The sequence below is a fragment of the Porphyromonas miyakawae genome, assembly GCF_045865415.1.
GTDB classification, from domain to species: domain Bacteria; phylum Bacteroidota; class Bacteroidia; order Bacteroidales; family Porphyromonadaceae; genus Porphyromonas; species Porphyromonas miyakawae.
Genome location: NZ_BAAFSF010000001.1, coordinates 487,700 through 505,164, shown reverse-complemented (window position 1 = coordinate 505,164; position 17,465 = coordinate 487,700). Strand labels below are relative to the sequence as shown.

Genomic DNA, 17,465 nt, shown 5'->3' with positions numbered 1-17,465 from the left:
TTTATGATTTGGGAAACGGGCCAATAAGAAAAGGTAAGGCCTTCCTTTAGAAGATGCTACAGAAACAATTGATACGACACGCACAGAATACCTACGTGAGCAGGTCAGAATACCAAAATAACGTATCAAGAAAAGATATCATGCGAGTACCTCCAGCCACAACCGGGCTTATAAAGGCTCGCAAAGGGTTTACAAAAGAGGAATGAGGCTCTGTGAAAGACGATCATAACGAGGGATAAGTGTATCTACATCTCTTTTCAGACAGGCCGCTATCACCTCATATGAAAGAAAAGCTCTTAGCCGCCTAAAGTGTTCTCCTTTGCTAATAGCTTCTATGGGGTCATCACCTATTTCACGAGCTGCCAAAATAGCCAAGTAAGCCGCATCATCCAATTGTAGGGATACATTCTCCTTCATTAGGCTATCTGCCAAGTATCCGGCAAATAAACTATCTTCTAAACTTGCCTGCCCCATCCAACCGGCACCTACGACAAGAAGTGAAGCATCAGCGTAATCCCTTACAATAAGTTCAGTCAATGCTCCTATATTAGTGAAAGCGCCTATCAATATTTCCGCCTGACTGTATGCTTCTATGCCCTTAATAGTAGCGGTCCCATTAGTAGTGGTGAGGTAAATATCCTTTCCGGCCACTACTTCCGGAGTATAAGTTGCCGGATCATTACCAAGCTGCGCAGCACCAATACGCTTTCCTCCTCGCTCAGCTGCTACTATCACATTTGCTTCACCAATATGAGCCAATGCCTCCTCAAGAGAGGCAACGGGAATCACACGATTCGCTCCTGACGCTAAAGTCCGAGTAATGGTAGCAGTAGCACGAAGAGCATCCACTACTATCACCACATCATACAAGCTTGTACCCTCAGTCAGGTAATGATCCAATAGGATACGGCTGGGACAATGAGAGAAACGCATCATTTATCTGTGCAATTTGCTTTATATATTCTTTGAAGGCTCATTCTCTTTCAAGGAGCTTTTTTGAGATACCTCTGTAGCGTCTTCCCTTACTTCTAATGAATTCTCCTCAGAAGAATAGAGACGAGTGTAACTATCTTGTAAAGCTTGGATAAATTGCTCTCCGTTTCTCAATTTGAGAAAATCACTTCCTCCGCTTGTCACTAACTTAACCTCCTTCGTATGAGGCAACCAAGTAGCTTGATAGATTGTTTGAAGCGAGGCTACACTTCGCAGTTTATCACTCCACACAATAGCTACTTGCAGCTCCTTATCCGCTTGGTTTATATAGTAAAACTCTTTAGTTCTGAGCAGTAGCACCAATGCAACAACCCACCCCACAAGCAAAGGTAGGTAAGTCCACCATGGGGCAGTGCTTTTCTGGGGGAGCAATACCAGTAGAAGTACTATTAGTATCAGTAACAGGGAGGCAACCACAAGCGTGGGACCTTTCTTTAGCAAGGCCCCACGCAGATAGTACCGTTCTTCTATAGGAACGTTTGATTTAGTCAAGATGAATTACGCTTATTTTCTAAAAGGCAATTTTACGATCTCTGCCTTAAGGTTCTTATTACGAACTTGAATAGCTATCTCGGTACCCACCTTAGCATATTCTTTTTCTACATAACCTAAGCCAATACCCTTCTTCATAGCCGGTGACATAGTACCGCTGGTTACCTTGCCAATTGCTTTACCTTCTGCATTAGCAATCACGTAATCTTTACGTGGAATACCCTTGTCCTTCAGTTCAAAGGCGACCAGTTTGCGTGTAAGTGCCCCTGCTTTCTGCTCTTCAAGGAGCTTGCGACCAATCAATGCTTCCTTTCCATCCACGAGCTTCGTAATCCAACCCAATCCGGCTTCTATGGGAGAGGTCGTTTCATCTATATCATTTCCGTATAGACAGAAACCCATCTCCAAGCGAAGCGTATCGCGACAACCCAAACCGGCAGGCATAACTCCAAAGTTCTTTCCCTCTTCAAAGAGAGCGTTCCAAATCTTCTCTGCATAAGTCGGATAGAAGTACAGCTCAAAACCTCCGGCTCCTGTATAGCCCGTATTTGAAATAATCACATTCGGACAACCGGCAAAGTCACCTACTTTGAATGTGTAATAGGGTATTTCACTAAGATTAATATCTGTAAGGCACTGCATCAACTCCGTAGCCTTGGGTCCTTGAATAGCCAGCTGTGCAATATTGTCGGAGGCATTCTCAAGTTCTGCACCCATCGTATTATGCTTCTGGCACCATGCCCAGTCCTTCTCTACATTAGCTGCATTAGGAACCATCATGTACTTATCTTCTTCGTAGCGGTAAAGTAGGAAATCGTCCATAATACCCCCCTTATCTGTCGGGAAGCAGCTGTACTGAATTTGTCCTACTTCAAGCTTAGAGGCATCATTAGATGAAACCTTCTGAAGGAATTCAAGAGCCTTTGGTCCCTTTACCCAAAACTCACCCATATGGGATACGTCAAAGATACCCACGTTCTGAAGCACATTCACATGCTCCTCTATAATTCCCGTGTATTCTATCGGCATATTGTAGCCGGCAAACTCGTGCATTTTGGCACCCAAAGCGATATGCTTCTCTGTAAATGGTGTTGTCTTCATATTATATTTATCTTTTCAATCCTTAGTAATTCTTTCTCACAAAGATAAGGCTTTGTATGCATAAATCCTCACCTTTAAATCTCTATCTACAAAATCCTGCAAACACACTTCAAGCCTCATCTAAGAATGCACGAATCGTAGCTTGTGCCGCCCTCTCCCTCTTATCTGTCGGCTTGGAGAAAACGCCCATTTCCCACAGTTCGGCGACCATACGTCTTGCCTCGGCACGCTCCTCAGGCTCCTTGATTAGACGGATCTTACCCAGCATAGAGCAATGAACTACAGCCCACATAAAGTTCCGCTCCCATTGAGTGCGCTGATACTCGGTCGCACGCTCCTGATACATGGGATAGGTATGTTTCAGCCCCTCCACATTGAAATAGAGTTTTTTCAGTTGATCTCTCTGAGCTGTTATAGAGTGAAAGTTTGATCGATAGTAATAAAGCGGGAGTTGGGTAATGGTTACGCTTGGATTCTTCAGCATCACCTCACTCCACCAAGGGAAGTCTTCATAAGAAAGTCCTTTGATAAAAGGAATATCCGCAATCAACTCTCGCTTGAAAAGGTATTTCCACACATAACAATGTTTGATGGGATCTTTTATGGAAGAATGCGAATACTCCACAGCATGAGCATAAACATCCTGTGTTACCACCCTTTTTACACGTTCCGGATGATAACGCTTCTTTATTCCATAGGGCATTACGCTATCGGTATTGCGCCCCAAGTGGTGATGCACTAATGTTTTCAAGCGATAGCGATTGTCTTTATACCACGATACGATATCCGTTCCCTCTTTTTCAATTAGATAGGCAGCTATTTCCATCGTCTGAGGGTGGATAAAATCATCCGAATCCAAGTACATTACGTACTTACCGCTTGTGTATTGCATACCCGTATTACGGGCATCCGAAAGCCCCCCGTTCTCCTGATCAATAACTACAATACGGCTATCTCGAGCTGCGTATTCACGCAAGATCTGAGGGCAATTGTCGGGAGAACCATCATTCACACAAATTGCCTCCCAATCAGTATAAGTCTGTGCCAGTACACTCTCTAAGCACTGCCTGAGGTACGGCTCCACCTTATAGACGGGAATAATAACAGAAATACCCACCATTGTACTATTTAATTGAAGCGACTGCCTGCTCTATTCTGCGCACAGACTCTTCTCTTCCCAAAATAGCCAGTATATCTGCCAAGTGAGGTCCACTTAATGCACCTACCAAAGCCAAACGCATTGCGTTCATCACAGCACCCATTGAGTAATTGTTTGCAGCAATCATCTCCTCCAAAGCCGCTTCTATTGGCTCACTTTCAAAGGGACTAACTGTCTGGAGCGTCTTTACAACCTCTTGCATTTGGAGAGGGGTGTCTTCCTTCCAACGCTTCTTCACCGCCTTCGCATCATAGGTAGTGGGGGCTTCGTAGAAAAAGCGTGCTTCTGCTAACATATCGGGCAATAGTTTTACGCGATCTTTAATAGCCACCGCCACTGCTGCCGTATTGATTTCACCTTCGTTTATGCCGTTCAAAGAGAGCTGCCTACGCAGTTCTGTAGCCAACTCGTCACTTGACATCTCAAGGATATAGTAATGGTTAAACCACTTTCCTTTCTCAAAATCAAACTTTGCACCGCTCTTTGAGCATCGCTCCAACGAGAAAGCCTTCGTAAGCTCCTGCATACTCATAACCTCCCGATCATCTCCGGGATTCCATCCCAGCAGTGCCAAGAAATTAACTACTGCCTGAGGTAGGTAACCACTTTCGCGATAACCTGAAGAAATAGCACCGGATACCGGATCATGCCACTCTAACGGGAAGACAGGGAAGCCAAGACGGTCTCCATCCCGCTTACTCAGTTTACCATTGCCTTCCGGCTTGAGCAACAACGACAGATGGGCAAACTCAGGCATCTGCCAGCCGAAAGCTTCATACAGCAACTTATGCAACGGAGAGCTGGGCAACCACTCTTCGCCTCGGATCACATGGGTAACCTCCATCAGGTGGTCATCTACTATATTAGCCAAGTGATAGGTAGGCAAATCATCACTCTGCTTATAGAGCACTTTGTCGTCCAAAATAGAAGAATTGATACGCACCTCACCACGTATCAGATCATTTACCACTACTTCTTGTCCCGGATCAACTTTAAAGCGAACCACATAAGGCACACCGGCTTTCTCCAGTGCAGCACACTCATCGCTGCTTAGCGAAAGACTATTCTTCATGCTCAATCGGGTTGTTGCATCATATTGGAAGTTGGGCAACTCAGCGCGCTTGGCATCTAATTCTTCCGCAGTATCATACGCTTTGTAGGCCTTACCGGCAGCAAGTAACTCGCCTACATACTTACGATATATGTCCCGACGCTCACTCTGACGATATGGAGCATGGGGACCGCCCTTACCGATACCCTCATCTATCTCTATACCCAACCAATCCAAGGCTTCAATAATATAAGCCTCAGCACCGGGGACAAAGCGCTTGCTGTCGGTATCCTCAATACGTAAGATCATTGTTCCCCCGAAGTGACGGGCAAAGAGATAATTATATAGCGCAGTACGCACTCCTCCTATATGGAGTGGTCCCGTAGGACTTGGTGCAAAGCGCACACGTGGTTTCTTTATATCACTCATTTTCTTTCTATCTACTCAGAAAAGGCTCCGAAAAAGCCTATCCAATCTTGTTTACTAAACACAAAGGTACTCTCTTTATAAATAATACAGTCTACCGATTAGTCAAAGCAGTGTAAGGCATCATTATGGCACAAAGTTTCCATACTAAAGCATAATACATCAGGGGATCTTAAATCTTTTATCCGAACCTTTTTGGGAAAACCCTATAGCCTTTTCCCAAAAACCCTATAGCCCTTTTAGAGAAACCCTATAGGGTTTTCCTAATATTGATGCAACCTCATCATCAAGCATATAGTAGCGCCTCTTGAAAAAGTTCCTCTGCGGAAAATAAGCATATCTTTTTTCTAATGCTTTTTTCCCTATCTTCGTACCACTAACCCACAGGGAAAAAGGATGAAACAGGGCAACAACTTGACCAAAAATAAAATACCCCTAACCATACGGGTAATGGGCATCACCTCATTGGCCGTTGCCCTTGCCGCTGCAGTTTTGTTAGCTCTTTATTATAGTAAGATACCTGACTCTATTCCCACACACTATGGGGTCAATAGGTCAGCAGATGGATGGGGAGCAAAAGCCTTTCTTTGGTATATAGTAGTAGGTAATATATTGCTCAATATACTGCTCAGTGGAATAATCCGGCTCCCTATAAAGGGGATTAACCCCTCATGGGGGAAACAAGCAAACTCAGCTTGCGTCAATAGGGCAACAGCCGGCTTATTAGCGATTACTCGTCTATTTATCTCATTGATCTTTGTATCAACTGCAGCGGTTATGGCTCTTTCAGTGGAGAAGTATCCGGTAAGTTTGACAATCCTCAATACGCTTTTGCCCATAGTCTGCTTTGCTTACGGCATAAGGTTAGTAATCCTAACGAATAAAGAAGTCCTAAAAAAATAAAACATCTGCCCCCATTCAAGACGAATGAGAGCAGATGTTCAAAGTATTCCTTTAGGGATCAGTGCTGCTCCCTCAAAGCCTCTTCACTATCTTCCTCAGCGGAGAGATCGTGCTCCAAACGAAGCGTAATAGTTGTACTATCACATACTGCCGAAGGACCAAAGTATTGTATTGGTCCCGGGTAACGAAAGTCAACGGCTCGTGCTCGTTGCTCTCTATGCTCAACAAAATAACGGAAGGGGGCACCCTCAAGATCCACAAGACTCTTTTTTACTACCGGTAGACGTCGTCCCTCGCGTTCTTCCATATGCATCATGGAAACAAAGGGTACACCACGCGGTTTCCATTCACCCGGAAAAGCAACCAAGTTACCCACAGCAGCCATATATCCATTGGCATGATGGGAAGCTAATGCGACAGCCGTGAGCCCTAAGGCATAGCAATAGGCGGCATCGAAGTTACTTGGCATAGAGGAGCGACCCTCATATCCGAAGAAATGTGTAAGTGCAGAGAACTTACCATCATAGTTGCCTCGCTCCTTGCGTTTCTTGAGTTCTTTGCGCACAAGACTCACAATCAACTCCTCTGTTTGCACACGACTCACTTGTACATTACCATGCGGATCTCGCTCTAACATTAACTGACCGGCCACCTCATTGGGAAGGGATAAAAATACTTCAGCACTCTCCGTAGTCAGCTTGCTCGCAATGTAACGTACTACCTCACTTTTCTTTACGATAAGTAGATTCTTCTCATTCACACGAAGCACCTCATTGAGCTCATTGATCAATCGCCTCATGCGGGGTACAAACTCTATCAGTCCCTCGGGAATAAGGACTACACCAAATGGGTAACCTCGATTGTAGCGATCTACCACCACATCGGCAATAATCTGCACGATATCGTCTAAAGTTTGTTGCTTGGCTTCTACCTCTTCGCTTATGATAGCTATCGTGGGCTGCGTCTGCAAAGCACACTCCAAGGTTAAGTGAGAAGCACTGCGCCCCATTAGTTTGATGAAGTGCCAGTATTTCTTCGCTGAATAGCAGTCTCGCTGTATATTACCAACTAATTCGGCATACACCTTTACACAGGTATCAAACCCGAAAGAGGTCTCTATAAAACGATTCTTGAGATCCCCATCAATAGTTTTGGGACAACCTATTACGCAAAGTTTCTCCTCTTTCTCTGCACAGTACTCCGCCAATAGAGCTCCATTGGTTGCTGAATCATCTCCACCAATAATAACCAGAGCCGAAAGATCCAAGCGATGCGCGATGTCAATCACACGCTCAAAGTCCTCTACACACTCTATTTTGGTACGATCCGAGCCAATCATATCAAAACCGCCACTATTGCGATAGCGATCAATGAGACTCTTATGAAGCTCTATAAATTGATGCTTAATCAAGCCGCCCGGCCCCATCAAAAAGCCGTACAGACGAGAAGCAGCATGATAGGCTTTTAAGGCATCATAAATAGCCGCAATTACATTATGTCCTCCGGGTGCTTGTCCTCCGGAGAGCACTACTCCCACATGAAGAGGGCGCATGTTATTTCTTTTCGAGCCATTACTCTCCTGTATGGTGAGCAGGGGTAAGTGGCAGGTATTGGGGAATAGCCGCTTAATCTCTTCTTCCACAGGGGGAAGATCCTCCGAAGAGTCAATATCCACTTGATAGTTTTCCTCCAATACTGCGGGTATCTCCGGCTTATAATACTCTCTTAGCTTATCTAATCGTATGTAGGTCATTGCTCGTTCCTCCTATAAAATCCTTGTAGCAAAGATATAGACTGTACATTACATATCAATAAAGAAATCAGTTAATGAGAATATTTATCTTGAGGAGGTAAGAGCACCTGCAGTGCAGTCAAATGCTTACCTTTGTGACCGCAAAGGATGGTCCGAATGAGAAGAGCCTATATAGAGAGCAGTAGTATGCTTACTACCGAGCGAGTGGTGCATGCCCTGAAGAGAGGCATTGTGCCGGTGTTTTTTGTTCTCTTTTTGCTTTGGATACAGGCACTTCCGGCCCTTGCACAAGTGCCCATGAAGATTGATTCTGTCGGCACATCATCCCATAATAGTAGCGTTGCGCAGCAAGCATCCACTAAAATTTCCGCCCCATCTAATGCAAATGCCCGTTCCACATCGCTTGGAGAGCCGGCAAAGCTGCCTTCTCCCGAGAAACCAAAGCCGGTGACTACCCAAAGTACATTGGATAGTATCAGTACCCCGGTAGATTCAACAAAAGTAGCCTCCGATACCACAGCAATAAGTCCACAAAGCACAGGAAATAGCGAAGCGCCTATTGTATTGGAGGATATAGTTCATTTTGCAGCACAAGACTCTATCGTACTATTGGGACAAAATGAGGTATTTTTCTTTGGACCGGGGAGTGTAAGCTACCAGACGAATAAGCTCAACTCCAATTACATGAAGATGCGTGTGGATAGTTCAGAGGTATTCGCCAGCTATGTATTAGACAGCTTAGGACATCCCACTGCATACCCTGTATTTACAGATGGCAAACAGGAGTTTGAGACCGAGACTATACGGTACAACTACCAAACACAAAAGGGCTATATCACCGGAGTACTCACCCAGCAGGGAGAGGGCTTTTTGTCCGGTAAGGAGAGTAAGCGAATGCCGGACAATACAATGTACCTCAAAGGAGGATCTTTTACAACGTGTGACAACCATGCGAATCCCCACTTTTGTCTCTATATGACCAAGGCCAAAGTGCGCCCGGAAAAGAACATAGTCACAGGTCCTGTGTATATGGTAATGGGGGGCGTGCCACTCTATTTGATAGGGCTTCCGTTTGGGTTCTTTCCTTTTAATGAAAAGCGTACCAGCGGCATCATTATGCCCTCGTATGGAGAAGAGGCAGAGCGAGGCTTCTATCTACGAGGACTTGGTTTCTACTTTGCCATCAATGACTACGTAGACCTGACACTCCGATCAGACCTATTTACAAAAGGGTCGTGGGCTGTTTATGCAGACGTAAACTACCGTAAGCGTTATAAATATTCAGGGCACTTTAATGCAGGCTTTGTGTCTACCCAAAAAGGAGATAAACATATACCGGGAGACTTCTCTCAGTCACGCGACTTCAATATAAATTGGTCACATACACAAGATCCAAAAGTAGACCCCTTACGCACCTTTTCGGCAAGTGTCAACTTCTCAACAAGTAGCTATAACCATAATTCAGAAGATACTCGTTACGATCCCGACAGACATGCACAAAACACCAAAGGCTCCAGCATTAGCTATTCACGACGCTTTACCTCTATTCCGCTTACCCTATCGGCGTCCTTCAATATAGACCAAAGAAGCCGTGACTCCACCCTGTCGGTCACACTGCCCAACCTATCCATTTCATTAAGCACGATCTATCCGTTTAAGCGAAAGAAACGGGTGGGGAAAGAGCAATGGTACGAGAAAATCTCGCTCTCCTATAATGGATTACTGCGAAACAGTATTACCACAAAAGAGAATCTTATACTCAAGTCCAACCTTATTAAAGATTGGAAGAATGGGATGCAGCACTCCATCCCCATATCGGCTTCTTTCGATTTGTTCAATTACATCAAGCTAACTCCAAGTTTCAACTATAATGCCCGTTGGTACACCCAGAAGGTGTATCGGGCTTATGACGACAGTTTGAAGCGCGTAGTGGATGCCGATACAACCTATGGCTTCTACCACGTACAAGACTTTAATGCCTCCGTATCTCTATCGACTACCCTATACGGCTTTTACACCCCTTGGAGCATCTTTGGTAATAAGGTACAGATGATCCGTCACCGTATGACGCCATCTATTTCCATTAGCTATAGACCGGACTTTGGAGCGCCTTTTTGGCATTACTACGAAACCCTACAATATGTAGACGACAACGGAAATCCCCGTGAAGAAATATACTCGCCATTCCAAAGAGGGATCTTTTCTCCTCCCGGACGGGGGAAACAGGGACTAATCAGCTTCTCCGTGGGAAACAACCTTGAAATGAAAGTGCGCAACTCACGTGATTCTATCGGTGAGGGATCTAAAAAGATCAGCCTTATTGACCAATTCGACTGGCGCACAAGCTACAACATGGCAGCCGATTCATTCCAATGGAGTAACATAGGCGTTAGTTTAGCACTGCGTTTTACTAACCGCTTTGCTATACGACTCAATGGCGATTTTGATCCATATCTGTATGATTACTCTGTAGATGACAATGGTACAGTACGTCCATATCGTGTAAATAAGCTGAGGATAGCTCATGGGAAAGGCTTTGGCCGTCTCGTTGGTACCGGTACAGGCTTCAATTATACCTTCAACAATGAAACGATTGATAAGATTGGAGCCTTCTTTAACAGACTATTCAAGAAAAAGAGCAAAGAGGAATCGGAAGATGAACCCTCTTCAAGGAGAGAAGAGGCTCTGCCTACCTCTCCTATGGACGATATGGGACCGACAAGAGGGAATCCACCTGATCTAAAGCAGAGGAGGAGAGGTGCGTTGAGTCGTAATGCAGCTAATATAGCTGACTTAAGCGAGTTAGACGAGGATCGATACGTAAAGCAGTCCATTCCTTGGTCTTTTTCTGTAAATTATAGTATGAACTTAGCCTGGGACAGGCAAAACTTTAATACGGAGAAAAAGGAATACCCCTATAAGCTTACGCATAACCTCAGCTTTAGAGGGGACATTCAGCCAACTAAAAATTGGCACTTCTCCTTTGATGCCAATTACAACTTTGATCAGAAAAAGATAACAAATATGACCTTATCCGTCACGCGCAACATGCACTGCTGGCAAATGAGTGCTTATATTGTACCGGTAGGTATATACAAAAGCTATGCGGTTACAATAGGTGTAACGTCACAGATTCTGAAAGACCTTAAGTACGACATGAGCAATGCAAAGAACGGAGCGAGTGATAACGGAAGTTGGTACTAAATATTAGAAGCGATAAATATGGAAAGACGATATAGACGTAACAGTATTCTTGCCACATTACCTCCGGCAACGCTAAACCTTATTATTATCAATGGATTGGTGTGGCTTGCCGAGTTAGTATTTCTCCGCTTTGGATATAACTTGATAGATCTACTGGGGATGCACTACTTTGAAGCACCTAATTTCTCTTTTTGGCAGCTCATTACGTATGCCTTTCTGCATGATGATAGTAGTATATCCCATCTATTCTTCAACATGTTTGCTCTTTTCATGTTCGGAGGGCAGATAGAACGCTTATGGGGAAGCCGACGTTTTCTTATATTCTATGGGGTATGTGCTCTCACGGCCGCCCTCACGCAGCAGATAGTATGGTACTTCGGGCTACATGAAATGGCATTGTTGAGCGGAGGTTATGCAACGGAGCAGTATGTTACTGTAGGAGCTTCAGGTGCTATCTTTGGGTTGCTTTTAGCTTTCGGAATGCTTTTTCCCAATGCAGCCATTTTCATTTTCTTTATCCCTATTCCTATTAAGGCGAAGTATTTTGTAGTCTTCTATGGTCTTATTGAGCTCCTGCTCGGTATTAAAGGGATGGCTTCCGGAGTAGCTCACTTTGCTCATGTAGGAGGTATGATTGGGGGGCTTATTTTAGTCTTACTTTGGCGAAAAAAGGGGAAAATAAGTGGTCCGTATAACTAATCCCGGGCAAATGACCATTATTACAAAGCTTCGTCACTATCCACTTATCACCATTTGTGTGGCACTCTATCTGATCATAGCTGCCATACCTTTTGTGGTAGGCTCCTCGTTGGTAAGCCATTATAGCATAGAGTCTCTTTTTTGGCTCAATGGCTACTTGAGTGATGTCATGAGGCGCCCATGGAGCCCTATTACCTATATGTGGCTACACAATAGCGTCCTTCATTTAGTGGTTAATATGCTCATATTGTATGGATTTGGGAAGGTATTTCTCTCCTACTTCACGGAGCGACAACTAATTAGGGTCTTTATATTGGGGGGATTGGTAGGAGGAATGCTCTACCCTCTTGTATTTGAAGCCATGAATAGTTTAGGACTACATCCTTTCCCCTTACCTCTTTTAGGTTCAAGCGGGGCAGTTATGTCGATAGCGATGGCTATTAGTTGTTACGCACCACACCATACCCTAATGCCCATAGGCAGATGGTGCTTTAGTACGCTTACATTAGGCATACTCCTTATAGTACTCTCTTTCTACCCACTATTAGTGGGCAATACAGGAGGTGTAATCACTCATTTGGGTGGTGCAGCTACAGGTGTGATATGGGGCATTGCGATGAAACAAAAGCATGTAAGGAAAGCGCTTACAGAAAGCAGTGTCAGGCGCAAGGAAAGCGAAGAAAAAGCTCGCAGAAGCGGATATAAGGCTCTTAGTAAAGAAGAGCGAAGTAGATTGTGGCAATAGTAAAATGACGACCAAAAAGACTGCTCCATCCAAGAAAGAGAACAACTTTCTCCGTATTCTCAAGCGCATCGGGCATATTTTTTTTAGTTCGGTACGTAGAATAGTCAATTTTGCCTTTGCCTGCTTGCTGCTACTTGGGGTTACTGCTCAATTCATTTCTCCGGAAAGTTCCCTTTTGCCTGCTTTTTTGGGATTAGGCTATCCTTTCCTTCTGCTCCCCATCATTGCTTTCACTATCTATAGCGTAGTGAGGCGCAGCTGGGGCAGCTTGGTTGCCAATATACTTTTACTCGTAGTAGTAGCGCCTACCACATTCACTTACTTTCCTATTCACAGAGAGTCTACTCCGGGGCGCAGACCCAATGAACTCAAGGTTCTTTCTCTCAACACACAAGCTTTTGGATATGAGAAGCATTTGCCCGGTAAACCCAATGCGTCTTTAGCCTACATTAAAAAGGAGGGTGCAGATATAGTTTGTTTACAAGAAGCTCTACTCATTGATGATAAGAGAAATTATGTATCGGAAGCCACGCTAAGGAGTTTTTTCCCTGAGTACCCTTACATAGATCGTCATTTAGCTCAGAAAGCGGGAGGAAGTGGCTTAGTATTGCTATCCAGATACCCCATTCAAGAGGTTAGAAGGCTTCCCATCTCATCTACTTTCAATGGGGGTATGGTTTATCGGCTTCTTATTAATAAGAAGCTCCTTACGGTGGTTAACCTACACTTAGAATCCTTTCGACTTACCAATAAAGATGCCGAAAAGTACCTTGATTTAGTCAAAACGGCGGACACGCAAGCTTTGCGCAAACAGATGGGACAAAAATTAGGACCTGCGTTTAGAAAAAGGGGCGAACAAGTGGATATTCTCCGCATGGATCCTGCATTTACCGATAGCGAATATCTTATAATCGCAGGAGATTTTAATGATACACCGATCTCGTACACGCACTACCGACTTGCGGAAGGACGAGTTGATGCCTTTCGACACTCCGGCTCAGGCTTCGGATTTAGTTTTAATTACAATCACATGGGCTTTCGTTTGGACCACATCATCCATAGCAAAAACATCCATTCTCGCTTTTGTAAAGTAGATAAGGGCGCTACCATTAGTGATCATAAGCCCATTTCCTGCTACATAACGCTCGAATAAGTATCCCCGGTTATCATGAAAAAAAACGACAAGCTTATAGGCACTCTATGCGGAGCCTTCTCCTCCATCTGCTTTGGGTTCATACCACTCTTCACGCTCCCAATGATGAAGCATGGATTGCATAGCCCCTCCATTCTTGCTTATCGATTTCTTTTTGCGGCTATTATGCTCTTTATAATAGCACAAGTACGGCATATTTCCCTGAGGGTAACCCACAAGCAACTGCTTATACTTTTTTTGCTCGGGCTTATCTATACTTGTAGTGCTTGGGGACTGCAAATCGGCTACTTATTTTTAACCAGCGGTATCGCCACGGTAATTCACTTCACCTATCCGGTTTATGTGATTATCCTCATGCTACTCATTTATAAGCAGAGACCTCATAAGCTTACCATCATAGCCATTTCAATCGCCTTTCTTGGTGTTGCCTTCATAGGTGGACTCTTTGGCAGCTCAGAGGCTGTCTCCATGATAGGCTTTACTATTGTAGCGATGACAGGGCTCGCCTATGCCAGCTATTTAGTAATCGTAAATAAAAGCGTTGTAAGGGATTTGAATTCGATCACTCTCTCTTTTTGGGCACTCTCCTCAAGTAGCTTAGCGTTTACTTGTATCAGCTTTTTCTCCGGGGGCTTACAACCTATCTCCGTACCCACAGACTGGATTCTCATGCTGCTCCTTGCGCTACTCTGTACCGTTGTAGCCAACATACTCATGGTAGCCGGTGTAAAGAAAGTAGGCTCTACGATCACCTCTGTATTAGGAGCCCTGGAGCCTTTAACTGCCGTGTTGGTCGGATTTCTTGTTTTTGAAGAAGCCCTTAATGCCACACGAGTAATCGGTATTGCTCTTATTGTATTCTCTGTGCTTTTAATTGCACTCAGCGGTCGCATTGCCTATATACTGGAAGTGCAAAAGCTCAAACGAAGACACAGCAAAAGCCTAAAGCACTTTCAGATGTGAGAAACGAAGTAAAATAGTCTTCTCTCCTACACCCTGAAATAAGATAACTGCGCGCCTATCTGCTGCGGTCCCCTCCACGTGCTGCACCGTTCCGATACCAAATCGATTATGCTCTACTTTGTCGCCTACCTTCAGCGCATTTTGGACAGTGCGAGGCATCTTTAAGGAGGTCACTTTAGAAAGCGGCCCTACGTCCTTGGGCTCGTGAAGGTTACTCTGAGAGGTCGTTTCTCTTTTTGCATAGGCCGGCAAGGGCTGCGTTTCTAACTCCCAATCCGCGGTATAGGTATGTAGCTCCAAGTGTGACATATCTAATTCCTTCAAAAAGATAGATGGCAACTGGAATTCACTATTCCCATTGATCATACGAATCCGCGCTAACGAGAGCGTACAGCGATCCATTGCACGAGTCATCGCCACATAGAATAGGCGCCGCTCTTCCTCTATATCGCTTCGGTCAATACTCTTATAGGAAGGGAATAGCCCCTCTTCCAATCCTGTTATATATACCTCTCGGAATTCTAAGCCCTTCGCTGCATGAATGGTCATCAGGTTCACCCTATCCTGACCTGCTTCACCCTCTCTGCGTCGGTCTGTATCCATATCGGTAATGAGTGCAACCCCTTGCAGAAAAGCACTCATCATCTCATCCGGTGTAATACCTCTCTGCTCCTCAATAGCGGCACTTAAATACTCCGCTTCGAACTCTTTTACTCCAGAGAGGAACTCCTCAACATTTTCCAAGCGAGACAATCCTTCCACACTTAGATCATGCTTAAGATCCTCTTCGATTCCACTCTGCTGCAAGATCATCTTTGCCCACTCGAAGAACCCACCCTCGGGTGCTTTGCTCAAGCTAAGGAGTAGCTCTACAAAAGCGGAAAGTCGCTTCTTTAGTCCCCCGGAAATACCCTCTGTAATCTGACCGGATACAATGGCTAAAGAGGTGGCATACAGGGAAGAGCCTCGCAACTTGCTCTGCTTTAATATTGCAGCCACGCTTTTCTCACCCATTCCCTTCTTTGGGTAACTCAACGCACGCTCAAAAGCCTCATTACTATCAGGATTTACTATCAAGGTGAAGTAGGAAAGAAGATTCTTTATCTCGGCACGAGCGTAGAATGCCATACCCCCATAAATCCGATAGGGGATACCTTGCCGACGAAGCTGCTCCTCAAAAAGACGGCTCTGCGCATTAGTTCGATACAGAATAGCTATATCCTTATACTGCAATTTATTGTCAGACTGTAGGCGCTCAGCAATTAGGTCAACTACGGATATGGCCTCATCTAAACCACTCGTATACTCATGCAAAGCGATCTTCTCGCCTTTCCCTCTGTTGGAGCGTAATTCTTTAGGAATGCGCTGCCGATTGAAAGCTATCACCCGATTACTCTGAGCTACTATGCGCTGTGTAGAACGATAATTATCTTCCAATTTGAAAATTTTTGCCGTAGGAAAGACATGAGTAAAGCTTAATATATTCTGCACATCAGCGCCTCGGAACGAGTAGATGCTCTGTGCATCGTCTCCCACGGCAAAAAGCCGTTGTTTTTTCTCTACAAGTTTACGCACCAATAGGTATTGCGCCGGATTGGTATCTTGAAACTCATCTATAAGTAGCCAATCTATCTGCTCATTAAAAACCTCTTGTACTTGAGGGAAGTCACGAAGCAATATATTGAATTGATAGAGCAGATCATCAAAGTCCATCGCATTTTCTGCTTTACAACGCGCTGCGTAGAGGGCATATATCTCGTAGGTGCGAGGGATCATCAAAAAGCTGTCATAATCCCGATATTCCTTAGCTGACGCATATACTTCGGGAGATACAAGGCTATTCTTTGCACGGGAGATAGCAGCTTGCACCGTTTGCGGCTTGTAAATCTTCACATCCAGGCCAAGCTCTTTAACGATCTTCTTGATTAAGCTCCGGCTATCGGTCGTATCGTAGATGGTGAATTGACTCGTATACCCTAAGAAATGGGCAAAAGGCCTCATAACACGTGAAAAAACGGAGTGAAAAGTACCCATTGAGAGACCGCGCAGCGAGGTGGCTCCCACCAGACGGGTTACTCGCTCCTGCATCTCGCGCGAAGCCTTATTGGTAAACGTAAGCGCCATTATACGGGAAGCCGGTACCCCACACTCTATTAAATGGGCTACTTTGTAAGTAAGAACACGTGTTTTGCCACTACCGGCCCCGGCCACTACCAGCGAAGGACCCTCATCATACAATACAGCGGCACGCTGTTCATCACTCAACTCACGCTCGTAGTCTATCATTTTTGCTCTACAACTTACCTATGGAAAGGTACACATTTTATACTACACCATAAAAGAAAAGGGGAGAAGCTCAAAAGCATTCTCCCCTTATTGGTACGCGAGATGAGATTTGAACTCATACACCATTGCTGGCACTACCCCCTCAAAGTAGCGTGTCTACCAATTCCACCACTCGCGCATATTGCTATTGAATCAAGGGAAGCACTCCACCCACCGTGCCCAAGACAGGAATCGAACCTGCACGTCTCTCAACACTCGCACCTGAAACGAGCGCGTCTACCAATTCCGCCACTTGGGCGAGCTTAAGCGACCTCTCTAATCGCTACGTATAGCCCTTGAAAAAGAAAAAGGCGCGCTTGCCTTCTTCTATGGATGATGCCCTCTATATAAATTTCTATACGAAGACTCTCTCAGCGGTGCGGACGGGACTCGAACCCGCGACCCCCTGCGTGACAGGCAGGTATTCTAACCAACTGAACTACCGCACCTCAAATGGTAGTTAACCTTTCGCTTGCCTCTTCCAGCTTACCTCTTTGG

General features: G+C 44.9%; 13 protein-coding genes and 3 tRNA genes. 6 read left to right on the top strand and 10 right to left on the bottom strand.

Features of this window, described 5'->3' with window-relative positions:
• Positions 1-189 precede the first annotated feature (189 nt).
• From ACLWMH_RS01995 to gltX, 5 genes are all read right to left on the bottom strand, one after another.
• Positions 190-936 (bottom strand): 2-phosphosulfolactate phosphatase, encoded by a 747-nt coding sequence (locus tag ACLWMH_RS01995; RefSeq protein WP_411915082.1) that lies wholly within the window; start codon positions 934-936, stop codon positions 190-192.
• An 18-nt stretch (positions 937-954) separates the two neighbouring features.
• Positions 955-1,485 carry a hypothetical protein gene (locus ACLWMH_RS01990; RefSeq protein ID WP_411915081.1) on the bottom strand — a complete coding sequence of 177 codons (531 nt, stop codon included), beginning with the start codon at positions 1,483-1,485 and terminating at the stop codon, positions 955-957.
• A 12-nt stretch (positions 1,486-1,497) separates the two neighbouring features.
• Positions 1,498-2,586: a glycine cleavage system aminomethyltransferase GcvT gene (gene gcvT, locus ACLWMH_RS01985; protein ID WP_411915080.1), complete on the bottom strand. Its 1,089-nt coding sequence runs from the start codon at positions 2,584-2,586 to the stop codon at positions 1,498-1,500.
• Between the two features lie 109 nt (positions 2,587-2,695).
• Positions 2,696-3,706 carry a glycosyltransferase family 2 protein gene (locus tag ACLWMH_RS01980; RefSeq protein ID WP_411915079.1) on the bottom strand — a complete coding sequence of 337 codons (1,011 nt, stop codon included), beginning with the start codon at positions 3,704-3,706 and terminating at the stop codon, positions 2,696-2,698.
• A gap of 4 nt (positions 3,707-3,710) precedes the next feature.
• Positions 3,711-5,225, bottom strand: coding sequence for a glutamate--tRNA ligase (gene gltX / locus ACLWMH_RS01975; RefSeq protein WP_411915078.1), 1,515 nt, complete (start codon positions 5,223-5,225; stop codon positions 3,711-3,713).
• A gap of 393 nt (positions 5,226-5,618) precedes the next feature.
• On the opposite strand from gltX, the gene ACLWMH_RS01970 reads away from it, so the two are divergent.
• Entirely contained in the window at positions 5,619-6,125 is a 507-nt protein-coding gene (locus ACLWMH_RS01970; protein WP_411915077.1) for an SdpI family protein, read from the top strand.
• Positions 6,126-6,183: 58 nt separating this feature from the next.
• Here the strand turns inward: ACLWMH_RS01970 and ACLWMH_RS01965 are convergent, their stop codons facing one another.
• Positions 6,184-7,878 carry a diphosphate--fructose-6-phosphate 1-phosphotransferase gene (locus tag ACLWMH_RS01965; protein WP_411915076.1) on the bottom strand — a complete coding sequence of 565 codons (1,695 nt, stop codon included), beginning with the start codon at positions 7,876-7,878 and terminating at the stop codon, positions 6,184-6,186.
• A gap of 156 nt (positions 7,879-8,034) precedes the next feature.
• Between ACLWMH_RS01965 and ACLWMH_RS01960 the strand changes: the two genes are divergently transcribed.
• Genes ACLWMH_RS01960 through ACLWMH_RS01940 form a run of 5 tightly spaced genes read left to right on the top strand, consistent with a single transcriptional unit; the run spans position 8,035 to position 14,642 of the window.
• Entirely contained in the window at positions 8,035-11,082 is a 3,048-nt protein-coding gene (locus ACLWMH_RS01960; protein ID WP_411915075.1) for a putative LPS assembly protein LptD, read from the top strand.
• An 18-nt stretch (positions 11,083-11,100) separates the two neighbouring features.
• Entirely contained in the window at positions 11,101-11,781 is a 681-nt protein-coding gene (locus ACLWMH_RS01955; RefSeq protein WP_411915074.1) for a rhomboid family intramembrane serine protease, read from the top strand.
• Between the two features lie 10 nt (positions 11,782-11,791).
• Entirely contained in the window at positions 11,792-12,526 is a 735-nt protein-coding gene (locus ACLWMH_RS01950) for a rhomboid family intramembrane serine protease (RefSeq protein WP_411915073.1), read from the top strand.
• A gap of 4 nt (positions 12,527-12,530) precedes the next feature.
• Positions 12,531-13,679 carry an endonuclease/exonuclease/phosphatase family protein gene (locus ACLWMH_RS01945; protein ID WP_411915072.1) on the top strand — a complete coding sequence of 383 codons (1,149 nt, stop codon included), beginning with the start codon at positions 12,531-12,533 and terminating at the stop codon, positions 13,677-13,679.
• A 15-nt stretch (positions 13,680-13,694) separates the two neighbouring features.
• Positions 13,695-14,642, top strand: a complete 948-nt coding sequence (locus tag ACLWMH_RS01940) for a DMT family transporter (RefSeq protein WP_411915071.1) — start codon at positions 13,695-13,697, stop codon at positions 14,640-14,642.
• Here ACLWMH_RS01940 and ACLWMH_RS01935 read toward each other — a convergent pair.
• The 4 genes from ACLWMH_RS01935 to ACLWMH_RS01920 form a co-directional block, all read right to left on the bottom strand.
• Positions 14,622-16,928 (bottom strand): ATP-dependent helicase, encoded by a 2,307-nt coding sequence (locus ACLWMH_RS01935; RefSeq protein WP_411915070.1) that lies wholly within the window; start codon positions 16,926-16,928, stop codon positions 14,622-14,624. The two genes, ACLWMH_RS01940 and ACLWMH_RS01935, sit on opposite strands and share 21 nt — an antisense overlap.
• 91 nt (positions 16,929-17,019) lie before the next feature.
• A tRNA-Leu gene (locus ACLWMH_RS01930) sits at positions 17,020-17,106 on the bottom strand.
• A gap of 38 nt (positions 17,107-17,144) precedes the next feature.
• Positions 17,145-17,226, bottom strand: a tRNA-Leu gene (locus ACLWMH_RS01925).
• A 116-nt stretch (positions 17,227-17,342) separates the two neighbouring features.
• Positions 17,343-17,416, bottom strand: a tRNA-Asp gene (locus ACLWMH_RS01920).
• Positions 17,417-17,465 lie beyond the last annotated feature (49 nt).